General features: G+C 42.2%; 25 protein-coding genes and 2 tRNA genes. 2 read left to right on the top strand and 25 right to left on the bottom strand.

Features of this window, described 5'->3' with window-relative positions:
• Window positions 1-113: 113 nt before the first annotated feature.
• The 13 genes from PT278_RS04345 to pth all read right to left on the bottom strand — a co-directional run bounded on the left by PT278_RS04345 (window position 114) and on the right by pth (window position 13,460).
• Window positions 114-187: transfer RNA gene (locus PT278_RS04345), tRNA-Pro, on the bottom strand.
• Between the two features lie 45 nt (window positions 188-232).
• Window positions 233-304 (bottom strand) — tRNA-Gly (locus PT278_RS04340).
• A 114-nt stretch (window positions 305-418) separates the two neighbouring features.
• Window positions 419-1,975 (bottom strand): lysine--tRNA ligase, encoded by a 1,557-nt coding sequence (gene lysS / locus PT278_RS04335; RefSeq protein WP_277130560.1) that lies wholly within the window; start codon window positions 1,973-1,975, stop codon window positions 419-421.
• Window positions 1,976-1,989: 14 nt separating this feature from the next.
• Window positions 1,990-3,015: a tRNA dihydrouridine synthase DusB gene (gene dusB, locus PT278_RS04330; protein ID WP_277130558.1), complete on the bottom strand. Its 1,026-nt coding sequence runs from the start codon at window positions 3,013-3,015 to the stop codon at window positions 1,990-1,992.
• Between the two features lie 96 nt (window positions 3,016-3,111).
• Window positions 3,112-3,738 (bottom strand): histidine phosphatase family protein, encoded by a 627-nt coding sequence (locus PT278_RS04325; RefSeq protein ID WP_277130556.1) that lies wholly within the window; start codon window positions 3,736-3,738, stop codon window positions 3,112-3,114.
• A gap of 135 nt (window positions 3,739-3,873) precedes the next feature.
• Entirely contained in the window at window positions 3,874-4,764 is an 891-nt protein-coding gene (gene hslO, locus PT278_RS04320) for an Hsp33 family molecular chaperone HslO (RefSeq protein ID WP_277130554.1), read from the bottom strand.
• 54 nt (window positions 4,765-4,818) lie between these two features.
• Window positions 4,819-6,987 (bottom strand): ATP-dependent zinc metalloprotease FtsH, encoded by a 2,169-nt coding sequence (ftsH, locus tag PT278_RS04315; RefSeq protein ID WP_277130552.1) that lies wholly within the window; start codon window positions 6,985-6,987, stop codon window positions 4,819-4,821.
• Between the two features lie 86 nt (window positions 6,988-7,073).
• Window positions 7,074-8,339 (bottom strand): tRNA lysidine(34) synthetase TilS, encoded by a 1,266-nt coding sequence (tilS, locus tag PT278_RS04310; RefSeq protein WP_277130550.1) that lies wholly within the window; start codon window positions 8,337-8,339, stop codon window positions 7,074-7,076.
• On the bottom strand, window positions 8,329-8,694 hold the full coding sequence (locus tag PT278_RS04305; protein WP_277130549.1) for a S1 RNA-binding domain-containing protein: 366 nt from the start codon (window positions 8,692-8,694) through the stop codon (window positions 8,329-8,331). The genes tilS and PT278_RS04305 overlap by 11 nt, the downstream gene beginning before the upstream one ends.
• Window positions 8,694-9,068, bottom strand: coding sequence for a septum formation initiator family protein (locus tag PT278_RS04300; RefSeq protein WP_277130547.1), 375 nt, complete (start codon window positions 9,066-9,068; stop codon window positions 8,694-8,696). The genes PT278_RS04305 and PT278_RS04300 overlap by 1 nt, the downstream gene beginning before the upstream one ends.
• A gap of 79 nt (window positions 9,069-9,147) precedes the next feature.
• On the bottom strand, window positions 9,148-9,390 hold the full coding sequence (locus PT278_RS04295; protein WP_277130546.1) for an RNA-binding S4 domain-containing protein: 243 nt from the start codon (window positions 9,388-9,390) through the stop codon (window positions 9,148-9,150).
• Between the two features lie 10 nt (window positions 9,391-9,400).
• A complete protein-coding gene (gene mfd, locus PT278_RS04290) occupies window positions 9,401-12,892 on the bottom strand; it encodes a transcription-repair coupling factor (RefSeq protein WP_277130545.1) in 3,492 nt (1,163 codons plus the stop codon).
• A gap of 1 nt (window position 12,893) precedes the next feature.
• Window positions 12,894-13,460: an aminoacyl-tRNA hydrolase gene (gene pth / locus PT278_RS04285; RefSeq protein ID WP_277130544.1), complete on the bottom strand. Its 567-nt coding sequence runs from the start codon at window positions 13,458-13,460 to the stop codon at window positions 12,894-12,896.
• Between the two features lie 190 nt (window positions 13,461-13,650).
• Here pth and cbpA point away from each other — a divergent pair, with 190 nt between their 5' ends.
• Entirely contained in the window at window positions 13,651-14,361 is a 711-nt protein-coding gene (gene cbpA, locus PT278_RS04280) for a cyclic di-AMP binding protein CbpA (RefSeq protein ID WP_277130543.1), read from the top strand.
• A gap of 67 nt (window positions 14,362-14,428) precedes the next feature.
• Here the strand turns inward: cbpA and alr are convergent, their stop codons facing one another.
• From alr to rbsK, 12 genes are all read right to left on the bottom strand, one after another.
• Window positions 14,429-15,559: an alanine racemase gene (gene alr, locus PT278_RS04275; RefSeq protein WP_277130541.1), complete on the bottom strand. Its 1,131-nt coding sequence runs from the start codon at window positions 15,557-15,559 to the stop codon at window positions 14,429-14,431.
• Between the two features lies 1 nt (window position 15,560).
• Window positions 15,561-15,914, bottom strand: a complete 354-nt coding sequence (gene acpS / locus PT278_RS04270) for a holo-ACP synthase (protein WP_277130539.1) — start codon at window positions 15,912-15,914, stop codon at window positions 15,561-15,563.
• A 77-nt stretch (window positions 15,915-15,991) separates the two neighbouring features.
• Window positions 15,992-17,521, bottom strand: a complete 1,530-nt coding sequence (locus tag PT278_RS04265; protein ID WP_277130537.1) for a DEAD/DEAH box helicase — start codon at window positions 17,519-17,521, stop codon at window positions 15,992-15,994.
• A 10-nt stretch (window positions 17,522-17,531) separates the two neighbouring features.
• Complete coding sequence (murF, locus tag PT278_RS04260; protein ID WP_277130535.1) at window positions 17,532-18,899, bottom strand: UDP-N-acetylmuramoyl-tripeptide--D-alanyl-D-alanine ligase; 1,368 nt, start codon at window positions 18,897-18,899, stop codon at window positions 17,532-17,534.
• Between the two features lie 127 nt (window positions 18,900-19,026).
• Complete coding sequence (locus PT278_RS04255) at window positions 19,027-19,275, bottom strand: type B 50S ribosomal protein L31 (RefSeq protein WP_277130533.1); 249 nt, start codon at window positions 19,273-19,275, stop codon at window positions 19,027-19,029.
• Window positions 19,276-19,390: 115 nt separating this feature from the next.
• Window positions 19,391-20,236 carry a transporter substrate-binding domain-containing protein gene (locus PT278_RS04250; RefSeq protein ID WP_277130531.1) on the bottom strand — a complete coding sequence of 282 codons (846 nt, stop codon included), beginning with the start codon at window positions 20,234-20,236 and terminating at the stop codon, window positions 19,391-19,393.
• Window positions 20,237-20,245: 9 nt separating this feature from the next.
• The gene (locus PT278_RS04245) at window positions 20,246-20,986 is read right to left on the bottom strand and encodes an amino acid ABC transporter ATP-binding protein (RefSeq protein WP_277130529.1); all 741 of its coding nucleotides are present in this window, start codon (window positions 20,984-20,986) and stop codon (window positions 20,246-20,248) included.
• Window positions 20,987-20,995: 9 nt separating this feature from the next.
• Entirely contained in the window at window positions 20,996-21,667 is a 672-nt protein-coding gene (locus PT278_RS04240) for an amino acid ABC transporter permease (protein ID WP_277130527.1), read from the bottom strand.
• Window positions 21,648-22,307 carry an amino acid ABC transporter permease gene (locus tag PT278_RS04235; RefSeq protein WP_277130525.1) on the bottom strand — a complete coding sequence of 220 codons (660 nt, stop codon included), beginning with the start codon at window positions 22,305-22,307 and terminating at the stop codon, window positions 21,648-21,650. Before PT278_RS04235 ends, PT278_RS04240 begins: the two co-directional genes overlap by 20 nt.
• 380 nt (window positions 22,308-22,687) lie before the next feature.
• Window positions 22,688-23,575 carry a GRP family sugar transporter gene (locus PT278_RS04230; RefSeq protein ID WP_277130524.1) on the bottom strand — a complete coding sequence of 296 codons (888 nt, stop codon included), beginning with the start codon at window positions 23,573-23,575 and terminating at the stop codon, window positions 22,688-22,690.
• A gap of 15 nt (window positions 23,576-23,590) precedes the next feature.
• Window positions 23,591-23,986 (bottom strand): D-ribose pyranase, encoded by a 396-nt coding sequence (gene rbsD / locus PT278_RS04225; protein WP_277130522.1) that lies wholly within the window; start codon window positions 23,984-23,986, stop codon window positions 23,591-23,593.
• 24 nt (window positions 23,987-24,010) lie between these two features.
• Complete coding sequence (rbsK, locus tag PT278_RS04220) at window positions 24,011-24,925, bottom strand: ribokinase (protein ID WP_277130520.1); 915 nt, start codon at window positions 24,923-24,925, stop codon at window positions 24,011-24,013.
• 188 nt (window positions 24,926-25,113) lie between these two features.
• Between rbsK and PT278_RS04215 the strand changes: the two genes are divergently transcribed.
• Window positions 25,114-26,409 (top strand): amino acid permease, encoded by a 1,296-nt coding sequence (locus PT278_RS04215; RefSeq protein ID WP_277130518.1) that lies wholly within the window; start codon window positions 25,114-25,116, stop codon window positions 26,407-26,409.
• Window positions 26,410-26,425 lie beyond the last annotated feature (16 nt).

Genomic DNA, 26,425 nt, shown 5'->3' with positions numbered 1-26,425 from the left:
ATATCAAAAACATTGCAACCATTATAGCAAAGACATTATGCTTACGCTAATATTCCTTACTACCAATCATTTGCAGACAACAAAAAAACTGTCTGTTACCAGACAGTCAATCATCGGGAAAACAGGATTCGAACCTGCGACCTCTACGTCCCGAACGTAGCGCTCTACCAAGCTGAGCTATTTCCCGTTTCAATAAAAAGACTCACCTGAGCGGTGAGTCTTTTTATTATAGAGCGGAAGACGGGATTCGAACCCGCGACCCCCACCATGGCAAGGTGATGTTCTACCACTGAACTACTTCCGCAAGACATTTATTATTATAGCAAATGAATTTGATTTTGCAAACCTTTTTTGCAAGAAAAAAAGGAAATTCTTCAAAAAGAATTTCCTAATTGCCTAAAAAGCCTAATCTAACAGCTTATTCTGCTGAATTATTTTTTGCTTTTTTCTTTAAATCTGCTTGAACTTCGCGATCAATGTCTTCGACTTTTTCCGGACGCATGGTTGGGAAGAGCAAAACATCCCTAATTGCTGGTGCATCTGTTAACAGCATTACCAACCGGTCGATTCCGATTCCCAATCCACCTGTTGGCGGCATGCCGTATTCCATTGCCCGCAAATAATCTTCATCAATCATATCAGCTTCATCATTACCAGCTTCACGTTCAGCCATTTGGGCTTCAAACCGTTCACGTTGGTCATCTGGGTCATTTAATTCTGAGAAGGCATTACCATATTCCTCACCCATAATGTAAATTTCAAACCGATCAGTGAAACGTGGATCATCAGCATTCTTCTTAGCTAATGGTGAAATTTCAACGGGATGACCGTAAACAAAGGTTGGGTCAACAATGGTTTCTTCACAATACTTCTCAAAGAAAGCATTGATAATGTGACCAACTTTCCAGAAACTTTCGACCTTGATGTCGTGATCTTCAGCAATCTTAGTTGCTTCTTCAACACTCATCTTTTGCCAGAAGTCAACGCCAGTCTTTTCCTTGATTAAATCAACCATGTGAACACGGCGATATGGCTTGCCTAAGTCGATTTCTGTACCTTGGTAAGTAACCTTACCATCTGGTGAAACAACTTCAGCAGCAGCCCGAATAATGCCTTCTGCTTCATCCATTACATCGTGGAAGTCCCAGTATGCGGCATACGTTTCAAGTTCAGTAAATTCAGGGTTATGGTGGGTGTCCAAACCTTCATTTCTGAAGACCCGACCAATTTCATAGACGCGTTCCATATCACCAACGATTAACCGTTTAAGTGGCAATTCCAGCGCAATCCGCATGTAAAGATCGATATCTAACGCATTGTGGTGGGTAATAAATGGACGTGCTTCAGCACCACCAGGAATATTATGCAAAACTGGCGTTTCAACTTCTAAGAAATCCTTCTTATTCAAGAAGTCACGGATTGCCTGAATAATCTTAGTCCGGTTAACAAAGCGCTTGTAGCTGTCTTGATTAGTAATCAGGTCAAGATAACGTTGCCGGTAAATTTGTTCAACGTCCTTTAAACCATGGTACTTATCAGGTAGCGGACGCAGTGCTTTAGACAAGAAAGTAACGTGAGTTGCACGAATGGTCAATTCGCCGGTATCGGTCTTCATTACTTCGCCGTCGATACCTAAGAAGTCACCGATGTCAGACTTTTTGAAAATCTTGTAGTTGTCTTCACCGACAATATCCTTACGAACGTAAATTTGTACCTTACCAGTCCGATCATAAAGATCAGCAAAGCCAACTTTACCCTTACCACGTTTAGCAAGCATTCTGCCGGCTACCTTGGTCTTAGGCATATCGTTATTTAACTCATCTTTGTCATCATCACGATACTTTTCATTTAAAGTCTTCGCTAAATCTTGCCGGTGAAATTTACGCATGCCAAAGGGTTCAATCCCGTTCTCACGTAATTCCTCCATCTTTTGGCGACGAACAATTAATTGATCGTTCATTTCATTTTTTGCCAATTACTTTTCCTCCATTACTCTATAGTTGCGACACGTCGAGCCGTCTTTTGTGCCTGACGCTTCTCATAATCCTCAACAAAGTTATCCAGCAAGTCATAAACTTCTTGTGCTGTCGATACTTCATTTATTTTAGCACGAGTCCGTGCCGAACGGGGAACGCCCTTCAAATAGTAGGCTGCCTGCTGACGGAATTCTGGTACCGCAATTTTTTCACCCTTTAGGTCAACTAAGCCTTGTAGTTGGTGCTTAGCAGTTGCGACCTTTTCACGAACTGTCTGCGGCGTTAACCGTTCACCCGTTTCAAGATAATGAGTCATATCCTTTAAAATCCACGGATTACCTAGAGCAGCACGACCAACCATGACAGCAGTTGAGCCAATTTCTTTGAGCGCCTTTGCGGCTAATTCAGGCGTTTCAATATCGCCATTAGCAACAAAAGGTACGTCCAGTACTTGGGCAACATCATGCAATGTCTCCCAGTCCGCATGCCCTTGGTACATCTGTTTACGTGTTCTACCGTGCATGGCAATCATACTTGCACCGGCTTCTTGGGCAGCTAAGGCATTTTCAACCGCAAAAATATGCTTACGATCCCAGCCAATCCGCATTTTTACACTAACTGGCTTAGACACATTCTGGACAACTGCATGAACCATTTGATAAATCTTGTTTGAATCAAGCAGCCACTTAGAACCAGCGTCAGTTTTTGTGATTTTGGGTACTGGACAACCCATATTAATGTCAATAATATCAGCATCAGTATGCTGGTCAATGTACTGCGCTGCCTCAAGCAGAGTTTCTTCAGTTCCCCCAAAAATCTGAATACTCATTGGGTGTTCTTGCGGATCAACCTTCATCATTGACATTGTTTTTTTATTACGATAAATGATCCCATGATCCGAAATCATTTCACAGACAACCATTCCCGCGCCGAATTCTTTACAAATCATCCGAAATGCCGAATTAGAAACTCCAGCCATCGGTGCAACAACAACGCGATTAGGAATAGTAATATCCCGAATCTTCCAACTATTATCCACCAAATCATCCTTTCAAATACTTTAACATCATAACAAAAAAGACTAAATCAGCAAAATTTCACGGTGTCAACCACTTAAAAGAACGATTGTGGTTAATTACTTTTTCAAGAAAAACTTCCCGGGAGCAACCCGATTATAATAACGCAAGTATGCTTTTTTACTGCGATCATCAACAGAAAAGTTAATTACACCAGCATTTTGGATTTCGCCAATTAAGGCAATATTAGGAATCCCCAAAATATTCTGAACCATTGAGCGTGAAGCTGTCCCGTGAAAGACAAGTAATACTGCTTCATTTTCATGCTGCTGAATAAGGTCATGCCAAAAGTCCATGAGCCGTGCGCCTAACTGCTGATAGCTTTCACCAGTTGAGTAATCACTGTAATTTTCCTTAAAATAACCTAGTTCATCAAAGACCTGCGGATATTTATCACGAATTTCCTGTGTATCCTTACCGTCCCAATTACCATAATTCATCTCGGTCAGCCGCTTATCGGTAATAACCTCACGCTTGCCCTGCGCCAAGATTTCGGCAGTCTGCTGCGCCCGCTTCAAGGGACTAGCATAGACACAATCAATTTGATTAATATCAAAGCTATCCCGCAAGGTTTCAACTTGCTTAATACCTGTCTGATTTAACGGCAAATCAACTGAAGAACCGTTGATTGCCCCCATCTTGTTCGTATCAGTCTCACCATGACGCACAATATAGACGTTTAACATGTTGTCACACTCCTTTTCATCTTTGTTCAACCCTTACATTATAATCAAAATCGGTATTAACCGCACCTTGATTTTGGATAAATATTGGCTTGACATTAATAAGAACAAGTGTGGCTTCTACCATGCCAAAAGCAATTAATATTCTTTGTCTTCTTTTTTCTTCCCTAAAATAGCATTTAATTCAGCTTCTGTATAGTGATACTTACTGCCGCAAAAGTTGCACGTCAATTCAGCACCATGATCTTCATCAATCATGGACTGCAGTTGCTCGACTTTTAAAGTTTCTAAAATTTCAGCATACTTTTCCTTTGAACAATCACACTTCCAGGCTACTGGTTCTTTTGCCAAAATCTTGCAGTCAGTTCCTAAAATCTTGCGCGCCAAGTCCTCTGGTGTCATCCCTGCTAAAAATGATGTTGACAGTGCCGGCAAATCATCAATATGCTTAATCGTCTTAGTAATCAAACTCTCACTAGCACCCGGCAAAGCCTGCAGCATAAAGCCGCCAGCTTCGCCAATTGTATTATTCGGGTTAACAAAAACTGACAAACCAACTGCTGACGGAATTTGTTCAGACTTAGTCAGGTAATAGGCAACATCCTCAGCAATTTCACCAGATACAATTGGCACTTGTCCTGTGTAAGGCTCCTTTAAGCCCAAGTCTTTGGTTACTTCTAACCAGCCCTGACCAACTGCCTTTTTAACATCAATATGACCATCTTCGCGCGGCGGTAAGGCAATGTGGGGATTTTTAACGTAACCCTTCACTGTCAAGTCAGCTTGCGCTGTTATTACTGTGGGGCCAACCGGACCGTTGCCCAGTAAGCGCACCGTCAATTCTTCCTTATCGGTCAATTCAGCTCCCGCTAATAAGACACCGGCAACTAAACTCCGCCCTAAAACTGCAGAAGATGCTGACCAAGTGTCATGTCTAGTCTGGGCTTCTTGAACCAAGTCCTTAGCTGTAACGGTTAATAACCGTAAATTTTTTGTTTTATCAATTGCCTTAATTAAATAATCACTCATCTTAGTTCTCCTAAAAAAATAGAGCCTGTAACTAGGCCCTATTAATTATTAATCTTATTGATCATCTGAAAAATGGTCGTTATCCTTAGGTGTAGAATCTGCATCAGCTTTAGGAGCCTTTTCTGGATTTTCCGGATTGTGCTCTTCTACTTCTTCATTCTTCTCTAAAGGAGTTTCTGCCTTTTTTTCATCATGAACATGTTTATCTTCATTAGCTGTAGTAACTGCTTTTTGATTTTCCTTCTTTTCAGCAGCTGCCTTAGCCTCTTCATAAGTCAAAGCCTTAGATTCACTTGGGTATTCTGGCATTTTTTCTGGCATCTTACCCGTTGTATACAGTGACATAATTTGCTTTTCATCTAAAGTTTCATACTTCAACAATGCTTCCGCAATTACGCGGTGCTTGTCGCGGTTTTCTTTGACAATTTCTACAGCTTTAGCATGAGCTTCATCAAGCAATTCTTTAACTGCTTCGTCGATTTTGGCTGAAGTTGCTTCACTATACGGCTTAAAGCCATAAGGATTAGTTTCGCCTTCTTTTTCAAGCTCAACCATTCCTAGAGAATCAGTCATCCCGTAGTTAACAACCATACTGTGAGCAATTTGCGTTGCCTGTTCAAAGTCGTTAGAAGCACCAGTTGATTGGTCACCAACTACAACTTCTTCACCGGCACGACCACCCATTAACCCAACAATCTGTTCCATCAATTGCTTCTTGGTCAATAAGAACTGGTCGTCTTTTGGCAGCATCAAGTTATAACCACCAGTACGACCGTGTGGGACAATCGTAACCTTACGAACAGTCCGTGAATCACTTAAAACTAAACCACAGATTGAGTGACCTGCTTCGTGGAAGGCAACACGTTCTCTTTCTTTCTTAGAAATCATGGTGTTCCGCTTAGCTGGTCCAGCAATCACACGATCCTCAGCTTCATCAAGGTCTGTTGCCGTAATTTCAGTGCCGTTGCGCCGAGCAGCAAGCAATGCGGCTTCATTTAAGAGGTTAGCTAAATCAGCACCGACAAATCCCGGAGTTTGACGAGCAATCTCCTTTAAGTCAACGTCTGAAGCTAGTGGCATGTTCTTGGCATGAACCCGTAAAATAGCTTCACGACCACGAACATCCGGTGAACCAACTAAGATTTTCCGGTCAAATCGACCCGGACGCAATAGTGCTGGATCCAAAACATCAGACCGGTTAGTTGCGGCAATAACAATAACACCTTCGTTACCTTCAAAACCGTCCATTTCAACCAATAATTGGTTCAAAGTCTGCTCACGCTCATCATTACCGCCACCACTGGCATTACTGCCACGCTTACGGCCAATAGCATCAATTTCATCAATAAAGATAATACTTGGTGCGTTCTTCTTAGCGTTCGTGAACAAGTCCCGAACTCGACTAGCACCGACACCGACAAACATTTCAACAAAGTCGGAACCAGAAATTGAGAAGAACGGTACATTTGCTTCACCAGCAACTGCACGTGCAAGCAAAGTCTTACCAGTACCCGGAGGACCCTCAAGTAAAACACCTGATGGGATTTTTGCACCAAGTTTAGTAAATTTAGCCGGATTCTTCAAAAATTCAACGACTTCAACTAATTCTTGCTTTTCTTCTTCTTCACCAGCAACATCGGAGAAGCGTACCTTATTCTTTTTCGGATCTTCAGGCTTAACGTGTGAACGGCTAAAGTTCATAATGCCGCCGCTGCCAGAGCCGCCGCGACCGCCACCAGTCTGACTAATCATCATCCACAGCATGACGATAAAGAGAATTGTCGGCACTAACATGACAATTGTTGAAATCCAATTGCCTGACTGCGATTCTCCTTGAGTCGTCATCTTGGTGTCACTCTTTTGAGCTAAGTCTTGGACATTAGCGACGCTCGAATCATTCTGCAGCATCGTGGTTGAAAAACGCGTTACTCGTGAACCCGAATTACCATTAAAGAAGTCAAAACTATTTTTTGATTGGCTCTTATTTCCCTGTGCTGTTTTATAGCTGCCTGAAACGGTATAAACCCCGTTAGCAGGCTGAACATTAAAGTTCTTAACTTTGCCTTGACGTAAGTCTTTGACAAATTCAGAGTAGCTAATATTTTCACTGCCACCAGAATTATCAGAGCCGCCAAGAGCCCAGTTGATACCTCCCAATAACAGAAGGAAGACAACTATATAGAACAAGCCGTTCGATAACAGCCGATTCCGGTTATTCTTCATAAAAAACCTCCGCAAAGTTTCTAGAAATATACGAATAAAAGTTTAACACAAATTTCACTAATGCTCTAATATTTTAAAGGATCTTATCATTTAATGTTATAAACATAATATTGCTCAGCATCAGAGTCAGCTTCTTGATTGCTATAGGCATTTTCTACAAAAAGCACCTGCTTATTTTCAACTAAAGCTAAGCAATACGGTCGCAATACTACAGGAATGCCACTTTGAGCAAACTTTTTCTTGCTTTTAACATGTTGACCATTCTTCAACAGCAATTTTGCCCCTTGAGGCAAAGAGCAAGCTATTAATTGGCTCGCTGGCTTAACCTTAAACTGGCCTAATAACTGACCTGATACACAACTAGTCTTACTTACCACTAAGTGCCGCGTTCCCCAATTAAATTCGGTGTCGAGTTTAATTGGCTCTGACTTAGGGACTGGCGGCAGCTTAACCGGCATGATGTAGCAATATTTTTGATAATTTAATAGCTCAAAGCCAGCTAAATTTTCATTAACGCGAATATGCCACGTTTGCCAAATGAAGTTCTGCCAATAAGCAATCTGCTCTTGCTCAGAAAATTGGGCAAGGGCAGATTCCTGCTGCCGATAAGCAAAACCTAAAATCGGTTCAGGTGGTATAACTGCCGCAAAGGCTCTTGCTGCTAAGTCTGTTAAGATGCTCATCTGCTCGCTATAACGCAAGGCGTTAAGTCCAATTGCCTGATTTTCTTGCTTTAACAGCGGCACCACATGGTGGCGCAAACGATTTCGCAAAACATCATCAGCAGCATTGGTTGTATCTTCAACAAATGGCACTTGCTTACGACAATCATAGTCAAATAGCTGCTCCTTACTGTAAGTTAAGAGCGGCCGCAATAACAGAGACCCCTGCCAGCGGCTAACCGGCTGCAAACTATTCATTTCACTGGGATTACCCGAGCGAATAAATTTTAGCAGAATATTTTCCAGTAAGTCATCACCGTGATGAGCCGTTAGCAAATAATCGCCGTGTTCCTGCCGCATTACTTTTGCTAAAAAAGAATAGCGAAAACTTCGAGCAGCAGCCTCAATTCCCTTATGGGGGTGCAATTCAACTGGCCAAACAGCATTAAATATCTTAATCTGCTTATCAGAGCAATACTGCTTAATTACCCTAGCTTCCGCACTAGAATCGGGCCGCAGCTGGTGATCCAAATGAGCCGCAATTATCTTTAAATGATATTGGTCCTGCAAGTTATTAAGCATAGCCAATAACGCCATTGAATCTGGGCCGCCACTTGTCGCCACTACCAAGGTTTTAGTAGCTAGCGGCAATTTATTTTGCTTAAAAAAGTCCGCAATCTTAGTTGCCATAATTCGTTAATTCTTGGTGCAGCTTCTTAATTTCTGCTTCAGCATCCGTCACCGTTTTAGTCAGTACCTGCAAAAAATCTGCCTTCTCAACAGCAGAAAATTGGTTAGTGCGATCAACTAATGCAGGATCATTAACCCGCATCTTCGATAGACTGATTTTCCCCTTAAAATTGTGGATAATCACGGTGCGCACACTCTGACCCACCTGGTAATTATGCCGCTCACGATCCCAATTATTACCAAAATCGCTGTGGTGGATCAGGCCCGAATGCCTTTTAGGTAATGATACAAAAATGCCGAGGTCGGTTATATTGTTAACGACACCTGTTATTCGCTGTCCTACTTGATATTTCATTAATTATTATCTTTTTCTTCTGGAATATTGTAGATTGTTTCATTGGGTTTGGAATATAAAAACTTGAACCGCACCAATTTGGCTACGTAATCCGGATCCTTAAGATCATCCCGCTTAGCAGACAGAGCTTGCTTTTCCTTATTAATTGTACTTAGCGATCTTTTAGAAGTCTGCACCTGACTATTAATGCGGTTAGTCTGCGCGTGTGTAATTCCAATCTGCACACTCAAAAAAACAAAGATAATCGCAAAAACCGCAATTATCCGGTTGCGCCGCACCCGGTGTACCTCTTGTGCTCTTTTTTCCTGTTTACGTTTTAAACGTGCCATTCGCTCTTCTGGACTAAGCGAATTATAAATGCGTGGTCCTTTCATTTTTGATCCCCTATTATTAAAACAATACTATTTTAATTATAACAAGGCCACCTATAAAAGTCATTAATATCGAAAACGATTAATCAACTAGTTCATAAAGCTCACTTGCTTCAGCCTTTTTGGTAGTTTCGCGAATTGCGCACACCTTGGCCTTAACTTGTCTTGAACCATAACCGACTTCAATAACGTCACCGACTTTAACATCATAGCTGGACTTAACTACCCGGTCGTTAACCTTAATTCGCCCTTGATCTGCCATTTCCTTGGCAATCGGCCGTCTCTTAACTAACCGCGAAACTTTTAAAAATTTATCAATTCGCATTTTTAACCCTCTATTCTTGAATAATATCACTTGCCGCAGTCATAAACGTCATCAATTCATTCGTCAGCATGCGGCTATTCTCCTTATCTGGCAGTTCTAGCAGAACCACCAGCCGCTTTTGCGGCGATAAGCTTATTCTAGCCTTTAAATTAACGTGTTCCAAGGCTTTGAAAATATTTGGCCCTTCTAATTCCCGACTAGCATCAGGGGCAAATTCCACTTTAACCCGATTGGCTGTTTTAACAATATTTAAAACCTGAGCTAAATCAGTCTCAATCTTCAAGTTAGCCATTGCCAGCAGGTTCTCAACCGGCTGTGGATAATCGCCAAATCGGTCAATTAATTCATCCTGAATTTGGTCAAGCTCATCGGCATCAGCTGTTTTAATTTTCTTGTAGAACTCAATTTTTTCTTCTTGATCGCCAATATACGTGTCAGGAATATAGGCTTCTAAGCCTAAATCAATTTCCGCATTAGTCTTGTTAACGCGCTTTTTGCCCTTACGTTCACGAACCGCATCAGCCAGCATTTGTGAGTACAAGTCATAGCCGACGCTATCAATGAAGCCGTGCTGCTGGGAACCAAGCATATTGCCGGCACCTCTAATTGACAGATCACGCATTGCAATCTTAAAGCCGGAGCCTAATTCAGTAAAATCACGAATTGCATCCAACCGCTTTTCACCAATTTCGGTTAAGACCTTATTAGGCTGATACAAAAAGTAGGCATACGCCAATCGCGCGCTACGACCGATCCGGCCCCGCAACTGGTAAAGCTGGCTTAAACCATAATGATCCGCGTCTTCCACAATCATTGTGTTTACATTGGGCATATCAATCCCCGTTTCAATGATGGTTGTGGTTACCAAAATATCAAATTCCCGATTCAAAAAGCGGTACAAAATGTCTTCCATCTGGTTCTGACTCATACGCCCATGCACACTAGCAATGCGCGCCTGCGGAATCAAATTTTGCAATTGATTAACAACATCGTCGATATCACCAATCCGATTATGCAGGTAAAAGACCTGCCCTCCGCGCTGCATTTCACGTAAGCACGCATCCTTAATCACGCTTGGAATCTGTTCCATGACATAGGTTTGAATCGGATACCGATTAGACGGCGGCGTTTCCATAACCGATAGGTCACGGACACCGACCATTGACATATGGAGCGTTCGCGGAATTGGCGTTGCCGTCAAGGTCAGTACATCAATATTGGCCTTGAGCTCCTTCAGTTTTTCCTTGTGCTTAACGCCAAAGCGCTGTTCCTCATCGACGATTAACAGTCCCAGATTTTTAAACTTAACATCCTTAGACAAGATCCGGTGTGTACCGACTACTAAATCAACCTTACCATCTTTCAATCCGGCAACGATTTCCTTAGCTTCTGCTGGAGTTTGAAAACGTGACAGCATCGCAAAGTTAACCGGAAAATCTTTAAACCGATCCTGGATTGTCTCGTAGTGCTGCTGCGCCAAAATCGTTGTCGGTACCAAAAAGGCGACTTGCTTATTGTCTTGAATGGCCTTAAAAGCTGCCCGCAAGGCTACTTCCGTCTTACCAAAGCCAACATCCCCCACAAGCAGGCGGTCCATCGGCTTATCCTGCTCCATGTCATGCTTAATTTCCTTAATTGACCGCAACTGATCTGGCGTCTCCACATAAGGAAAGGAATCTTCAAATTGCCGCTGCAAGTCATCATCTGGTGAAAAGGCAAAGCCCTTTTCAGACTCACGCTTGGCATACAACTCAATGAGATCATCGGCAATATCCTCAACCTTTGACTGTACCTTGCGCTTCGTCTTCGCCCATTCACTGCCGCCTAACTTGTTAACGTGAGGAGATTTACCTTCCGAAGCAACATACTTTTGCACCAAGCTTAATTGATCGGCAGGCACAAATAATTGGTCGCCGTGCTGGTAGGTAATGGTAATGTAATCTCGTTTAACACCCTGATTTTCTAGTGTTTTAATTCCTTCAAAGCGGCCAATCCCGTGATTAACATGAACGACATAATCGCCCGGCTTCAGTTCAGTATAGTTACGCAAGCGCTGAGCATTTTCCAGCGTTTTTATTCGCCGTTTATGGTGCGTTGTCTTATTAAACAACTCGTGCTCGGTCAGATAAACCAAACTAATTCCAGGCAGTGTAAAGCCATTGGTAAACCCGCCAACAATAATCTGCGTTTGGTGCTCGCTAATTGCACCAGCATCAACTACCGGCACATCAAGACCAAATTCCGCCATTGTTTGACTGATCTGGCGTGCCCTTTTATCGTTGTCCGCCTGCAAAATCACCGTTTGCCGCGTCTTCTGGTAAGATTCAATTTCGGTCTTAATTAGTGGCATCTGACTAAAGAATTGCTGCGGCTCACGTGTCTGCCAGTCAAACAATTGCCCCAAGCGAATACGGCCCATACTCCGTTGAAAGAGTGAAAAATAAATGTGGTCGTGCTGATCCTTGGTCCAATTTTGATTAAAATTAGCACGCAATTCCTGTCCCGGCAGCATTGCTCCGGTCTTTAATTCATCATCAATAAAGCCGGCATTCTGCTGATCCACGGTTTTAACTGCCTGATCGATTAGCGGCCAATCATCTAGTAGCACCACACCACTTGGCGCGAGGTATTCCAATAGATTGCTCGGTTCTTTAATTAAAAAATCAACCAAAAAGGCGTAATTTTGTGGTAAAGTGCCGTCTTTGAGCTCATCTAGCGTTTGCGCAAAGTGATCCTTAACTGCTTCTACTGGCGCCGGCGCATCAGCCATCGCTTTAGCAATCGCAGCCCGTGCCCGTGCAAAATCATCAGCTGTAAAGACCCGATCCTGTGCGGCGGCAACGGTGACTTGGTCTAAGGTCTTTTGACTGCGCTGACTAGCCAAGTCAAATTCTTTAATCGTATCAATTTCATCACCAAAAAATTCCATTCGCAGCGGATTTTCGCGATCTAACGGATAAATATCTAAAATATCACCGCGTAAAGCAAATTCACCCGGACGCGCGACCAAGTTTTCCCGGCGATAGCCTGTCTGCACCAGCCAACTGGTTAACGCAGCCAAATCAAATTCTTTGCCTGGGGCAAACTCACGCCGAGCCTGTTTAAATGCAGCTGGATCTGACAGCTGATACTGCAAGCCTTGCGGGGTTGTTACTACAATTCCCGGCTGTTCACTTAATAATAAGTTAAGTGCTTGAATCCGGCCGCTCAATTCATCAGGTGAACTTACCGCGGTCTGCGTGGCAATTGTCGCGTCAACCGGAAAACTTTGCACCATGCCACTAGGCATAATGGCACTTAACTCACTGGTTAATTTTTGTGCCTTACTCTCATTTTCTTCAATTAACAGCAATGGCTGGTTTAATTCATGAACAATTTGTTTTAACAGCAGACTAAAAGCACCGGCAGTAGCGCCAGTGATCAAAGAATTATTAACTTGAGTAGTTTTTTTAATAAAATCTGATAAACCTTGATCTTGTTCAAGTAAATTTGTTAAACGCATTTTAGTTATATTTATTCATTAAATATTGGCTGCTTTGACCAGCAATAAAATCAGCGATAATCTGACTACTTTTAGCAAAGGCAGCTGACATTAACTCCTGTTGCTCCTTATTAAATGGCGACAATACCCAAGAAATTACACTTGCTTCTGTGACTTCTGCAGGGTGGCGAATACCAATCTTCAAGCGGTTAAAGTCACTTGTTCCTAAGTCGCGAATAATGCTTCTAATCCCATTATGACCTCCCGACTTACCATTGGCCCGGACCCGGATTTTGCCTAAAGCCATGTCCATGTCATCTTGAATAATTAAGATATCTTGTGGTGCCACTTTAAAAAAGTGGGCTACTTGGGCAACGGAGCGACCCGAATCATTCATGTATGTCTGCGGTTCAAGCAAGATAACATCTGCCCCATTGATTTTTTGTTTTGTAAATTTGCCTTCAAACTTATCACGTTCAAGCGTGAGGCCATTTTCTGACAAATAATGATCTAGTGCCATAAAGCCTGTATTATGCTTAGTACCATCGTATTTTTTGCCTGGATTTCCCAGACCTGCAATAATTTTCATTAAAATTCCCCTTATATTTAATCGTATTAATGATAGCACATTCGCGCCATTTATTTAGCTTAACAGCTATAATCCAGCAACTAGTTTTCAATTGAATTTATCAGTTTGACAATTTATTTTAATGTTTATTTAATCGTAAAACCATCTATGTTATAATTACTTGGATTATTATACAAATGGAGGCAATCTCATGCTTATTAAATCTTTAGTTATTAAAAAAGATTACCTAGTAACGGTTAACGAGCACGCCACACTCGAAGAAGCACTTAAAACTCTAGAAGATTCCGGGTTTCGGTGTGTGCCGATTCTTGATGACACTGGCACTATTTTCCGTGGTAATATTTACAAGATGCACATCTACCGGCACAAATCCCAAGGTAAGGATATGAGTCTGCCGGTCACTGAATTACTGAAAAATGCCACTAAAACAATTAAAGTAAACTCACCATTTTTTAAAGTTTTCTTCACGATTAAGGACTTACCTTATATTTCGGTTTTAGACGAAGGCGGCAAGTTTTACGGTATTCTGACCCACTCGCGCTTACTTGACATGTTGTCTAACGCTTGGAACATTAAGACTGGTTCTTATGTCTTTACGGTACTGACCGACAACGACCGCGGTAACTTGGCTAAGATGACCAAGGTCATTACTAAGTATTCAAATATTGCCGGTGTTATGAGTTTAGACGCAACCGCAGCTGAAAACGATGGAACTTTTGTCCGCCGAATTCTATTTACACTGCCAGCCGGTATCAGCGAAAGCACCTTGAAGACCATTGTCAGCAAGCTAGAACATAAAGGCTATGTTGTTTCTGAAATTGAAGACTTGCAAGCCGGAATGACCATCATGAGCGATGAAAATCCCGGAGTTTACATTGACAATGCAGAAAGCAATAATTAAAATTCACTAATCTAATAAAACCGTTACTAGGAATAATCTAGCAGCGGTTTTTAGTTTAATAAATTAATTATTCGTGATCGTAAATTCGTGGCAGGCGGTCATCAAGTAAACAGGCCACCTCATAGTGAATTGAATCAACGTAATCTGCAGCTGCCTTAATATTATTAGGTGCAGCAGGATCATTAGAAATTAATACCACTTTGGTGCCAGCTGGCATCTCATGCGGCAATAGCACCATCAACTGATCCATGCAGACGCGGCCAACAATGGGACAATATTCGTCTCCCACTTTAACTTTAAAACCCTGGAACTTCCGAATGAAGCCATCAGCATAACCAACAGGAACCGTACCAATGATTTGGTCCCGATCAGCAATATAAGTTGAACCATAGCCTACACCTTGACCTTGGTGAATTGTATGGACCTGCACTAATTCACTTTCAAATGACAAAGCTGGCTGCAGCTTAATCTTAGTAGATAAGTCCGCGCTATTTGGATTAGAGGACGGATTAAGTCCATAAAGACCAATCCCGAAGCGTACCAAATCGCTAGGGATTTTTTTATCAAAAACACTGGCTGCAGTATTATCAACATGAATCCATTTTGGCTTTACTTTAAGCAGGCTCTTCAGGTGGTTAAAGCGCACAACCTGCTGCTTGAAATAAGTATCATCACTGCTATCGGCAGATGCAAAGTGAGTGAACATTCCTTCAATGATAAAATGCTCATTAGCAAGCAAAAAGTCATTGGCAGCCACAAATTCATCATCACTGCTAAAACCAATGCGGCCCATACCAGAGTCAATTGCCAAGTGAATTTTCAACTGTAAATCGGTAGTCGCCAAGTTTTGTGCTGCTGCTTTTAGCCAAGCTAAATCCGGTACAGTCAAAGAGACACCATTAGCTGCTGCTAACGGGGCATATTCAGCTGGCGTCACGCCCAAAACCAAAATGGGTTGGACAATCCCAGCTCGCCGTAATTCTAGTGCTTCATCCAAAATTGCCACACAAAAGCCCGCAGCACCAGCTTTTGCAGCAACCTGCGCGACCTTGACTGCTCCGTGACCATAGGCATTAGCTTTAACTACCGCAAACAACTTCTGTCCCGGTTCTAAATGATTTAATTCTTGCTTGATATTTTGTCTGATTGCATTTAAGTCAACACGGACTGCTGCCGGACGATGTATTCCTGGAACCATTTTATTTCTCCAACACAATTAATGTAATAATTTCATGATTGTCGTGGGTAATACTAGGGAAAATTTTGCCATCGAATTTGGTTGAAGTCGTTACTGGATGCCCCAGATCATCCCATAGGGTCTCTACATCCTGTAAGCCAAGTGACTTGCCAAGTCCAGTACCCATTGCTTTAGAAAAGGCTTCTTTAATCGAAAACCGACCGCCAAGATATTCCACCTTGCGTTTACCCTGCATTTCCTGATATTGGGCAAACTCCTTAGGGGTCAGTGCCCTTTTAGCAAAATTATCGCCCTTAGCAACAATCTTGGCAACCCGTTCGACTTCAACTGCATCAATTCCCACGCCAACAATCATTTTTTGTACCTCACATTTCAAAATTATAATACAAAAAGTGAGTTGTTCATTAGAACAGCTCACTTTTAAATAAATCATTAATCTTTTTTATTCTTAATCACAAAATTGTGATCACCGCCGCTGCGACGTGAATGACCACCGCGGTAATTGCCGTGACCATGATCGCGATCGCCGCCGCGATGATTACGGTCACCACCACGGTAACCGCCGCGACCACCATGACCATTTCTTGAGCCGTGGCCATAATGACCACGTCCGCGGCCGCCGCCACGACGACCGCCACCCTTATATGGCAATGGCTTTTCAGAACTAATCTTAACTTCAACCTTTGAAGAATCTTTAGATAAATTCTTCAAGAAGGCAGAAACAAGATCAACTGCTGAATAGTTTTCCAAGAGTTCATCAGCATCTTGGGTATATTTAGTCAAGTCTTCCTTCATCAGGTCTTCAATCTTAGCCTTGGCAACCTTCAATTGGCCGCGCAAAGCTTGATCGTCTGATGGTGGACGAAGTGGTTCCATCTTCTTCTTGGTCAATTGTTCAATTGTCCGCATGTAACCAATTTCGTTTGGTGTTACAAAGGTAACAGACATCCCATTTTGACCCGCACGACCAGTCCGTCCGATACGGTGAACGTATGAATCTGGATCTTGTGGAATATCATAGTTATAAACGTGGGTCACACCAGAAATGTCAAGTCCCCGGGCAGCAACATCAGTTGCAACCAAAATATCAAGCTTGCCGCTGCGGAAACGTTTCAAGACGCTCATTCTGCGTGCTTGTGACAAGTCACCATGAATACCTGCAGCATTGTAGCCGCGAGCTTGCAGGCCGCGGTTAACTTCGTCAACCCGACGCTTGGTCCGCACAAAGATAACTGCTAAGTCAGGACTTTCAACATCAATCAACCGACACATAATGTCGAATTTTTCTGAATCTTTTGAGCGAACGAAATATTGGTCAATTAAGTCAGCAGTTAATTCCTTAGCCTTAATGCGAACAATCTCTGGGTTGTTCATGAATTTTTCGCTGATACGTAAAATTGGCTTCGGCATGGTTGCACTGAACAGTAAAGTTTGCTTACGGTTTTTAACGTAGCTCAAGATACTTTCAATATCTTGAATAAAACCCATGTCAAGCATTTCATCGGCTTCATCAAGCACAATCGTGTTGACATTTTCTAAGTCGATTGTCTTACGCTTTAAGTGGTCAAGAAGACGACCTGGAGTCCCAACTAAAATTGCTGGCACTTGCTTTTTAAGTGAGCGGATTTGCCGGCCAATGTCAGCTCCACCATAAACTACTTGTACACGTGCCTTTTCATCGCGGCCTAAGCGGAAAAGTTCTTCTTGTGTTTGAATAGCAAGTTCACGTGTTGGTTCAATAATTAAGGCTTGGATTGTCTTTTCGTGACGATCTAAGTTTTGTAAAATTGGCAAAGCAAAGGCAGCTGTCTTACCAGTACCGGTTTGTGCTTGACCAATTACATCTTTGCCTGCTAAGGCAAGTGGAATTGTTTGTTCCTGGATTGGAGTTGCTTCCTCGAAGCCTGAACGCTTAATCGCTTTTAGAAGCTCATCATTTAATCCTAATTCCGAAAATTTCACTAAATTCTCCTTATCTAAGCCGCTCTAATACTTTCTCAAGGTGCATCCCATGTGAACCTTTTAAGACTACAATGTCGTGCGGCTTAATATCATTCTTCAGTGCTACAATCATTTGCGGCATCTGATCTTCTTTATAATAATGTAAATTCTCTGGCGCGTATTTGCTCTTTAAAGCAGCAGCTAAGTTATTCATCTCAGCGCCAAATAAATATACTTCGTTAATCACTTGGGGATCAAGGCTATCGGCTAAATCCGCATGTAAACTTGCAGAACGCTTGCCAAGTTCCAGCATATCACCCAAGACGGCAATGCGGCGACTGCCTTCTGGAACCTGAATTTGACCAAAACTGGTTAAAACAGCCCGAACAGCGGTTGGATTGGAGTTATAGATATCACTCATGATATCTTCACCAACGTCGCCTTTTTCCCATTCCATTCTGTTGGCAGTCGGCGTAAAGTTAGCCAATGCCGCAGCAATTTCCTCATCACTTTCGCCAAAATGTCGACCAACGCAAAGAGCTGACATGGCATTAGAAACATTGTGCTTACCAATCATTGGGATTGAAAACTGCTTTTGCGAACCGTTAATTGTAAAGGTAGCGTGGTGCTTATAACTTCTAAAGCCTGTCGCATAAACTGTATCATCTTTTGCAAAACCAAAGGTAACTTTTGCTTGGTTAATTTTGGCACTGCGTTCACGTAAAAGCGGTTCATCCCCATTATAAATGAGTTCCCCGTCCTCACGCAAAAAGTCAGTAATTTCCATCTTGGCATCAGCAATACCTTCACGGGAACCCAAAAATTCAATGTGAGCTTCACCAATCATGGTAATGACAGTTACGTCAGGATGCGTTAACTCACTTAAATGATGCAATTGACCAGCATGATCCATACCCATTTCCAAAACCAAAATTTCTGTATTTGGCTTCATTTCCAAAATGGTCATCGGCACACCGATTTCATTATTAAAGTTAGCATCGGTCTTGTGCACGTTGAAACGTTTAGCAAGTACCGCAGCTGTCATATCCTTGGTTGTTGTCTTACCATTAGATCCGGTAATGCCAACAACAGTAGGGTTAACCTTGTTTAAGTAGTATTGCGCTAATTTTTGCATGCTTAACAGCGGATCATCGACTTCTAACACGGCAATAGCTGTCGGTTTGTCAGCATGGCCCTTCTGCCATAAAGTTGCGCAAGCACCATTAGCAATTGCACTATCAATGAAGTCGTGACCATCGCGTTCGCCCATTAATGGAACAAACAAGCCGCCGTCTGTAATTTTTCTTGAGTCAAAGGCAACCGAAGTAATAACTGTTTGTTCATCGCCTTCACAAGTTGAATTGATTGCTTTGGCAATCTCTGCCAGTTGCATTTTCATCTATATTCTGCTCCTAAAAAAGAAAGTCCGTACAGCAATTATTACACTTAATCTCGATTTGGTATAACAATTTAGCTTCACATAAAAAAACAGCCCCAATGGGACTGCTTCCACCAGATCAAAGGTATTACTTGTTGTTCATACCATACTTCTTGTTGAACTTTTCGATCCGACCATCTGCTTGAGCAAACTTTTGCTTGCCTGTGTAGAATGGGTGAGAATCTGAAGTGATTTCAACGCGAATTAATGGGTAAGTTTTACCTTCGTATTCTACTGTTTCCGTTGGCTTCAAAGTTGAACCTGCAACGAACTTAGCACCTGTAGCTGAGTCCATAAAGACAACTTCTTGGTAATCTGGATGAATGCCTTGTTTCATGTTTATTACTCCTTTTGCCATGACCTTATTTCAAGCCATAGATTAATCGATTAACGTTAACTACTCTAACATTTTTGTCAGTAAAATTCAAGCCTTAATCTTTTTTGGATCTAGGTTAATTTAAAACAATATCACTTGGCTTAATTTCGCTGCCAAAGTATGGCTTTAATTCTTGATTATAATCATTAACAAAGAACTTTTGTCCATTCAACTTAGTGATTTCCTTGTTAGTCCAAGTTAATAAAGACTTGTTGCCCTTCTTAACCGCTGGAGAAATAAATTGGTTCGGGCCAATGTTCTTAATGCCGACAGTATAACTTGGGTTCTTCTTAACCCAGGCATAAAGGTAAGAATTATCATCAGCTAAGGCTGCTGCCCGCTTATTCTTAATTGCATTAAATTGCTGGGTCTTGGAGTCAAACTTCAATAAGTTAACGCCGCTCTTCTTAGCAAAATAGTTTTCTGCAGTAGTCCCCTTAGTAACAATTAAGCTCTTGCCATTCAACTGGCTAACCTTAGTGATTGGCGCATTCTTAGGTGAAATCACCCCAACAGAGACTTTCATGTAAGGTTTGGCATAATCAACAACCTGCTTACGTTCCGGTGTAACCGTGAAGTTAGCCAAAACTAAGTCGGCCTTATTGGAATTTAAGGTGTCGACACGGTTGTTGGCGTTGACTTGAATAAACTTAATCTTTACGCCCATGTCCTTGGCCATTTGCCGCGCCAATCGCACATCATAACCTACCCGCTTACCATTGGCATTAACCCAGCCATATGGCGGCAAATCGCCAAAGACAGCTACACGTAATACCCCGCGCTTTTTAATGGCAGTCACGCTGCTATCATTATTGCCTGCCGAATGATTACTTGATGCTTTAATTCCAAAGAAAGCTGCAATTGCAATAATTACAACAATTATCACACCAATAATTGTATTTCTTGTCTTATTCTTCTTCATTGTTTCTCCTTAAAAATCCATACTTGTTAAAAATTCTTGCGCCCGATCAGTCTGTGGCTTGGTAAAGAACTGCTCTCCTGGCGTATTTTCAATAATTTTGCCGTCTTCTAAAAACAATACCTGATCCGCAATTTGCGCAGCAAAGTTCATTTCGTGCGTCACGATAATCATGGTCATGTGGTCTTTTTTCGCCAAAGTCGTCATGATTTGTAAAATACCACGCACCATTTCCGGATCAAGTGATGCTGTCACCTCATCAAAGAGCATCACTTCTGGATGCATTGCCAAGGCCCGGACAATCGCAATCCGCTGCTTTTGCCCACCGGACAATTCGCGCGGATAAGCATCAACGTACTTAACTAACCCAACACGATCGAGCAGCTTTAATGCTTCATCTTTAACTTCTTCTGCTGGACGTTTTTGTACCTTAGTTGGTGCCAGCAAAATGTTTTCCATCACTGTTAAATTAGGGAACAAGTCATAACTCTGAAAGACCATACCGATTTTTTGACGTAACTCTTGCCAGTTCTGATCGGTTGGGGTGATTTTTTGTCCCTTAAAATAAAGCGTACCTTCATTAAATTGCTCAAGCCCATTAAGACACCTGAGCAAGGTGCTTTTACCTGAACCTGATGGCCCAAGCAAGGTTAACACTTCGCCTTCTTCTAGCTTAAAGTTGATGTCATGCAATGCCTGACGGTCGCCGTAAAACTTGTTTAAATGTTCAACTCGTAAAATTTCTTTTGCCATTTATTTCACCTACTTTTTCGCAGCCAAGCGTTTGGCCCAAGCTGATAATGGATAATCAATTACAAAATATAAAATAAAGATCAAGCCATAAATCCAAAAGACAGCATTTGGATACTGCTGGTTGTTAGCTTCAATAATCTGCTGACCAACGGCAATCACATCAATGATACTAATTGTCATCAACAACGAGGTCGTCTTAATGACCCGCGTTGCCAAATTAATCGTTGCCGGCAATTCTAGTTTGACTGCTTGTGGCAATAAGACATAGCGGAATAACTGCAGGCGACTTAACCCTAATGCTAAACCGGATTCTTTCTGCGATACTGGTACCGATTCAATTGCTCCGCGCACGATATCACTAAATTCTGCGGCAACCCACAAGGCAAATGCCAAAACAGCCATCCAGCTCGCCGGCCAGTTGATGTGCAGCTGCCGCGGCAGGATGTAATAGACTAAATACAGCAAGACAATTGTTGGTACAATCCGGAAAAATTCAAGGTAGAGCCGTAAGATAAAACGGACAAACTTATTAGGCAGCGTCCTTAGAACACCAAAAATAGTTCCTAAGATTAAGCCCAAAACTAAGCTAACGGCCGCAATCCAGACAGAAGTCCACAATCCCTGCATAATCCGGGCAAAATTGTCCCCAGCAAAGAAAACATTAATCGCCGAATGTGCCATAACGAACTCTCCTTTCCAAATAATTGAGGAGCAAGATAACCGGAATTAAGATAATTGCATAGGCAATAACTAGCACCAACAAGTATTCGTTAGAACGGTAATACATCCCAATTAAATCTAGCGCCGTATTAGTCAATTCTGGAATTGCAATTACTGAGAAGATTGAAGTTTCCTTAATTAAAAAGATAATGTTCGCAGTCAAAGCCGGCATACTGAGTGCAAACCCTTGAGGGAAAACAACGTAGCGGGCTAACTGCAGCTTACTCATTCCTAGTGCCTTGCCGTTATCAATTTGATTAGCATTGACTCCCGTAAATCCGCCGGTAAAACCTTCTGCCATATAAGCGCCACCCAAGAAAATCAGCCCGATAATGCCACATGTCTCTGCCGACATTTTCAAACCAAAAACGGGAAACGCATAATATAAGAAAAATAATTGAATTAACAACGGCGTGTTCCGTGCCAATTCGACATAAGCTGTAAAAATTTGACACAGTATGGGGACCTTAAAATATTGCACTAAACTGCTAACTATACCGACAATAATCGAACCTACAATCCCGACTAGCGACAGCCAGAGAGTCAATTCAAAGGCTTTGCCGAAGACTGGTAAACTCTGAGAGATAATCTGCCAGCTCATCTTTTTCCCTCACTTCCTAACAAAAAAGGACCTGTCAATTACGCAAATTAACAGGTCCTTATTAAAAAACTGCGAATACATTTAAATTCGCAGCTTTCCAACTATTAACGATCATTAAAGCGAAATTAACTGCAAAAACAGACTGTGGCCATTGATTTTAGTTGAACATTCAGTGAGACAGTTTTGTAATTTTTGCATGATGTTAATTCCTTTCTTACTTATTATCTGTAAGTATCTTATATGCTAAACTTGTACTTACTTTTTGTCAATTGTTTAGTCTTACTTCAGCGAACAACTTTGCGCTAGAACGAAAAAACCACAGCTTCCTATGAGTTGTGGTTTTAATTTCTACTATTATGAATTTATTCTTGTTTATTTAATTAGATAAATTCTGTTACGGCAGCGGCAACCAAAATAATGATTAAGCCGACAACCGTCACAGCCATTTCCTTCTTCGTCTTTTTCTGACCTAAGAACCAGATACCGGTTAAGGTAGCCAAAATAACCGAAGTCTGTGATAAGACAAAGCCAGTTGCCAAGCCGTTCATGTTAGGCTGGGCTGAAATCAAATAGGTTAATGCCGCAAAAGCAAAGAAGAACCCCGCAAAAATCTGCTTGTAGGAAACAAGTTCCGTAAAAGGATTCTCCCGTTTATCCTTAATAGCAACATAGATGCCATACACAATCCCCGTCAATAACATCCCAATCGCTTGCGGTAAAAAGGCATGTTGGCCATTAACGTGGGCAGCTTGCGGTGCAGCAGAATATGCCCAGTAACCAATCTCACCAAATAACAGCCAAAGCGTTGCCTTTTTAAGCAAACTTGATTTTTGCGCAGTCTTCTTTTCTGACCAAACTGTCATATAGGCGCCAAGAATGATTGCTACTAAGGCAATTGCTCCAACTATTTTAGCTGGGATTCCCGGCCAATCACCAAGGGCAATTACGCCCCATAATGAAGCACCTAGCAATTGGAAGGCTGTCGTAATTGGCATCGCCCGCGAAGAACCGACTAAACCAAAGGACATGAACGTCACAATCTGAGCACTTGCCCAGCCAATTCCAGAAACAATGGACAATAAGAGTGCCGTTCCAGCCGGTAATGTGTAGCCGCCTGCAATTGCATAGACCAAACCAAAGATAAAGGTCCCAAGCGTGGTACCTAAAATCTGGTTAGCAGGCTTGCCGCCGATTTTAGATGCGATTGTCGGGAACAGTCCCCAGCCAAGGAGCGGACCCAAACCAACTAATAATGCAGTAGTATTCAATTTTTTCTCCTAGCGTTAAAAGACAACGTTACTTTCAAGCAAAATATTCGCAAATGGCGTCATTTCACCGGTTCTGACAAAGGCCTTGCAATCCTTCAAGCTTTCTTTTAATTCCTCATGCGTAATAAATTCAATTGGCATCTCTGGCAGACGCTCCTTGATTTGCGCTAGCATTTCCGGATTTTCCGTTTTAATTTCACTAGCCAAAAAAATCCGCTGAATCCCCAATTCTTCAAGAACGTTGTTGAGCACGGCCATGAAGCTAGGAATCCCATTAGTGACAGCCAAGTCAATCTTTTCTGTACCCTTAGGAACCGGCGTGCCGGCATCACCAATTGCCAACTTGTCAAAATGCCCCATGGTGGCAATCACGCGCGATAAATCTGAATTAATCACTTTTGTCTTTTTCATTTCAATCCACTTTCTACTACAAAGTTACTTAACTTGATCGATTTCCTTCTTGTACGGAATTGACGGCTGGGCACCATAGCGCTGCACCGTTAACGACGACGCTTTGTTAGCAAACACAATTGCCTCACGCAAATTAGAAAAGTCTGGCTTTAACAAACTCGACATCGCACCAATAAAGGTATCGCCGGCAGCAGTTGTATCAACAGCCTTAACTTTAAAAGCAGGAACCAGTTCGCTCTGCCCATTAAAGTCATAAAAAGCACCCTTGGAACCAATCGTAATAATTACTGCAGCTATTCCAAGGTCATGTAACTTAGCAGCAGCCTGCTTGGCGCTAAGTTCATCCGTAACATGAACCCCAGTAATCGTTTCAGCTTCAGTTTCATTTGGTGCAATCATATCCGTCAATTGCAGCAATTCTCTTGGGATTTCAGTCATTGCTGGTGCCGGATTCAAAATTGTTTTAATTCCGTGAGCGCGAGCAATCTCAAAGCCCTTAATTGTTGCCGCAATTGGCGTTTCAAATTGAGCAATCACAAAATCACTGTCTGAAATCAATGCACTCTTTTGCGCAATGTCATCAGCACCAAAGGCATAATTGGCACCAGCATAAATCGTAATTGAGTTCTGACCTTCATCGTCAATCGAAATAAAGGCTTGACCCGTTGACTCATTCTCAATTGTCGCAATTCCAGAAACATCAATGCCTTCTTCTTTAAGCAAATTCAGCATTTCTGTTCCCGGTGCATCAGCGCCAACGGCACCAATAAAGCGGGTCGCACAACCAGACCGTGCTGCCGCAACCGCTTGGTTAGCACCCTTACCTCCAGCAGCAGAATAGTGTTCCTTTGCATGGATTGTTTCGCCCGGCTTAACCATTCGCTCAACCCGCAAGTTGGTATCCAGGTTAATACTGCCGATAACCGTAACCTTATTCATCTTTCTCTCCTCTATAAACTGCCAAAGCCTTTCGGCTAATTAGTCTCCATCCAAATAATAGCATACTTGTAATTGCTTTCAAACATGCTAAATATATTTATAAACATGTTTATGAACCGCAATCTTAGTCTTTTGCGTTAATTTAACCTATAATGTTGAAGTTATTTTAAATTATTAAGGACTTGATTATGAAAAGACAACTCACATTATTCGCCGCATTAGCTACGGTCATGGGAACCATGATTGGCGGCGGAGCTTTTTTCAAAATTGCTAGTGTTTCCGCATTGACCCATAATGCTTGGCTGAGTATCCTTGTTTGGCCGCTGGCTGGGTTCATCACCCTAATGGCTGGGCTAAGTGTTGCCGAACTTGCCGCTATTTTTCCCGAAGACGGTGGACCGGTCAAATACTTGCAAGAAATTTACGGACCCAAGATTGCCTTTCTCTTTGGTTGGTCACTAATCATCATTTACTATCCAGCTAATATTGCCGCCCTTTCAATTGTCTTTGCAACGCAATTAAAGCAAATTCCCAGCTTTAGCAATTTTTCTACTACTGGTGTGGCACTTGTTGTTATGGCGACTATCCTGCTGGTTAATTGGCTCGGCTCTAAACTAAGCAGTGAGGTACAAAAGCTGGCATTAATTATCAAGTTGTTGCCGATTGCCGCAATCATTATCTTTGCCGTGTTCAGCGGCAGTCCTAACCAATTAGCTAGTGCACCATTGCCCCACCTTAACTCTGCTAACGGCGCTGCCTTCGGCCAAGCTCTATTGGCGGTTCTTTTTGCTTATGACGGCTGGCTCAGTATTGGTAATTTAGCCGGCGAAATTAAAAATCCGGCAAAGACCTTATCGCGGGCCATTACTTGGGGCGTCTTCGGTGTTACCATCATTTATACTCTGCTCAATTGGGGTTATCTTAGAATTACTCCGTGGTCTAAAATTGTAGGTAATCAAGGAGCTGCACTGCTTACTGCTCAGCGATTATTTGGTAATTTTGGTGGACTAATTATCAGTATTGGCATCCTAGTATCGGTCTTTGGCGCCATTAACGGCCACCTCATGGTCGGCTCCAGAATGCCTTATACCTTAGGTAAACAAAATAAATTACCAGCCGCAAATTTTTTCGCTAAATTAAATCGTAAAACCATCGTTCCAACTAACAGCATGCTTTTTGAATGTGCAATCGCGGCAATCATGATTTTTTCTGGTACCTTCGACAGCTTAACCGATATGCTAGTCTATGTTTCGTGGATTTTTTCAATTCTATTATTTGTTGGTGTCTTCGTTCTGCGCCAAAAGGAGCCCGAGTTAATGAGACCATACAAAGTGCCCCTCTTCCCGTGGCCGCCAATTCTCGCTATTATCGGCGCCTTGTTTATCGTGATTAACACAACCCTAACTCAGCCCGTTTTGTCAGTTATCGGTATCTTGCTAACATTAACTGGCTGGCCAGTGTATTTGTGGGTAGAGAAAAAATAAAATCAAATAAAAAGGC

Source organism: Lactobacillus sp. ESL0703 (assembly GCF_029433435.1).
GTDB lineage: Bacteria > Bacillota > Bacilli > Lactobacillales > Lactobacillaceae > Lactobacillus.
Note: the sequence above shows the minus strand (reverse complement) of the source record. Positions and strands in the feature narration are given on the sequence as shown.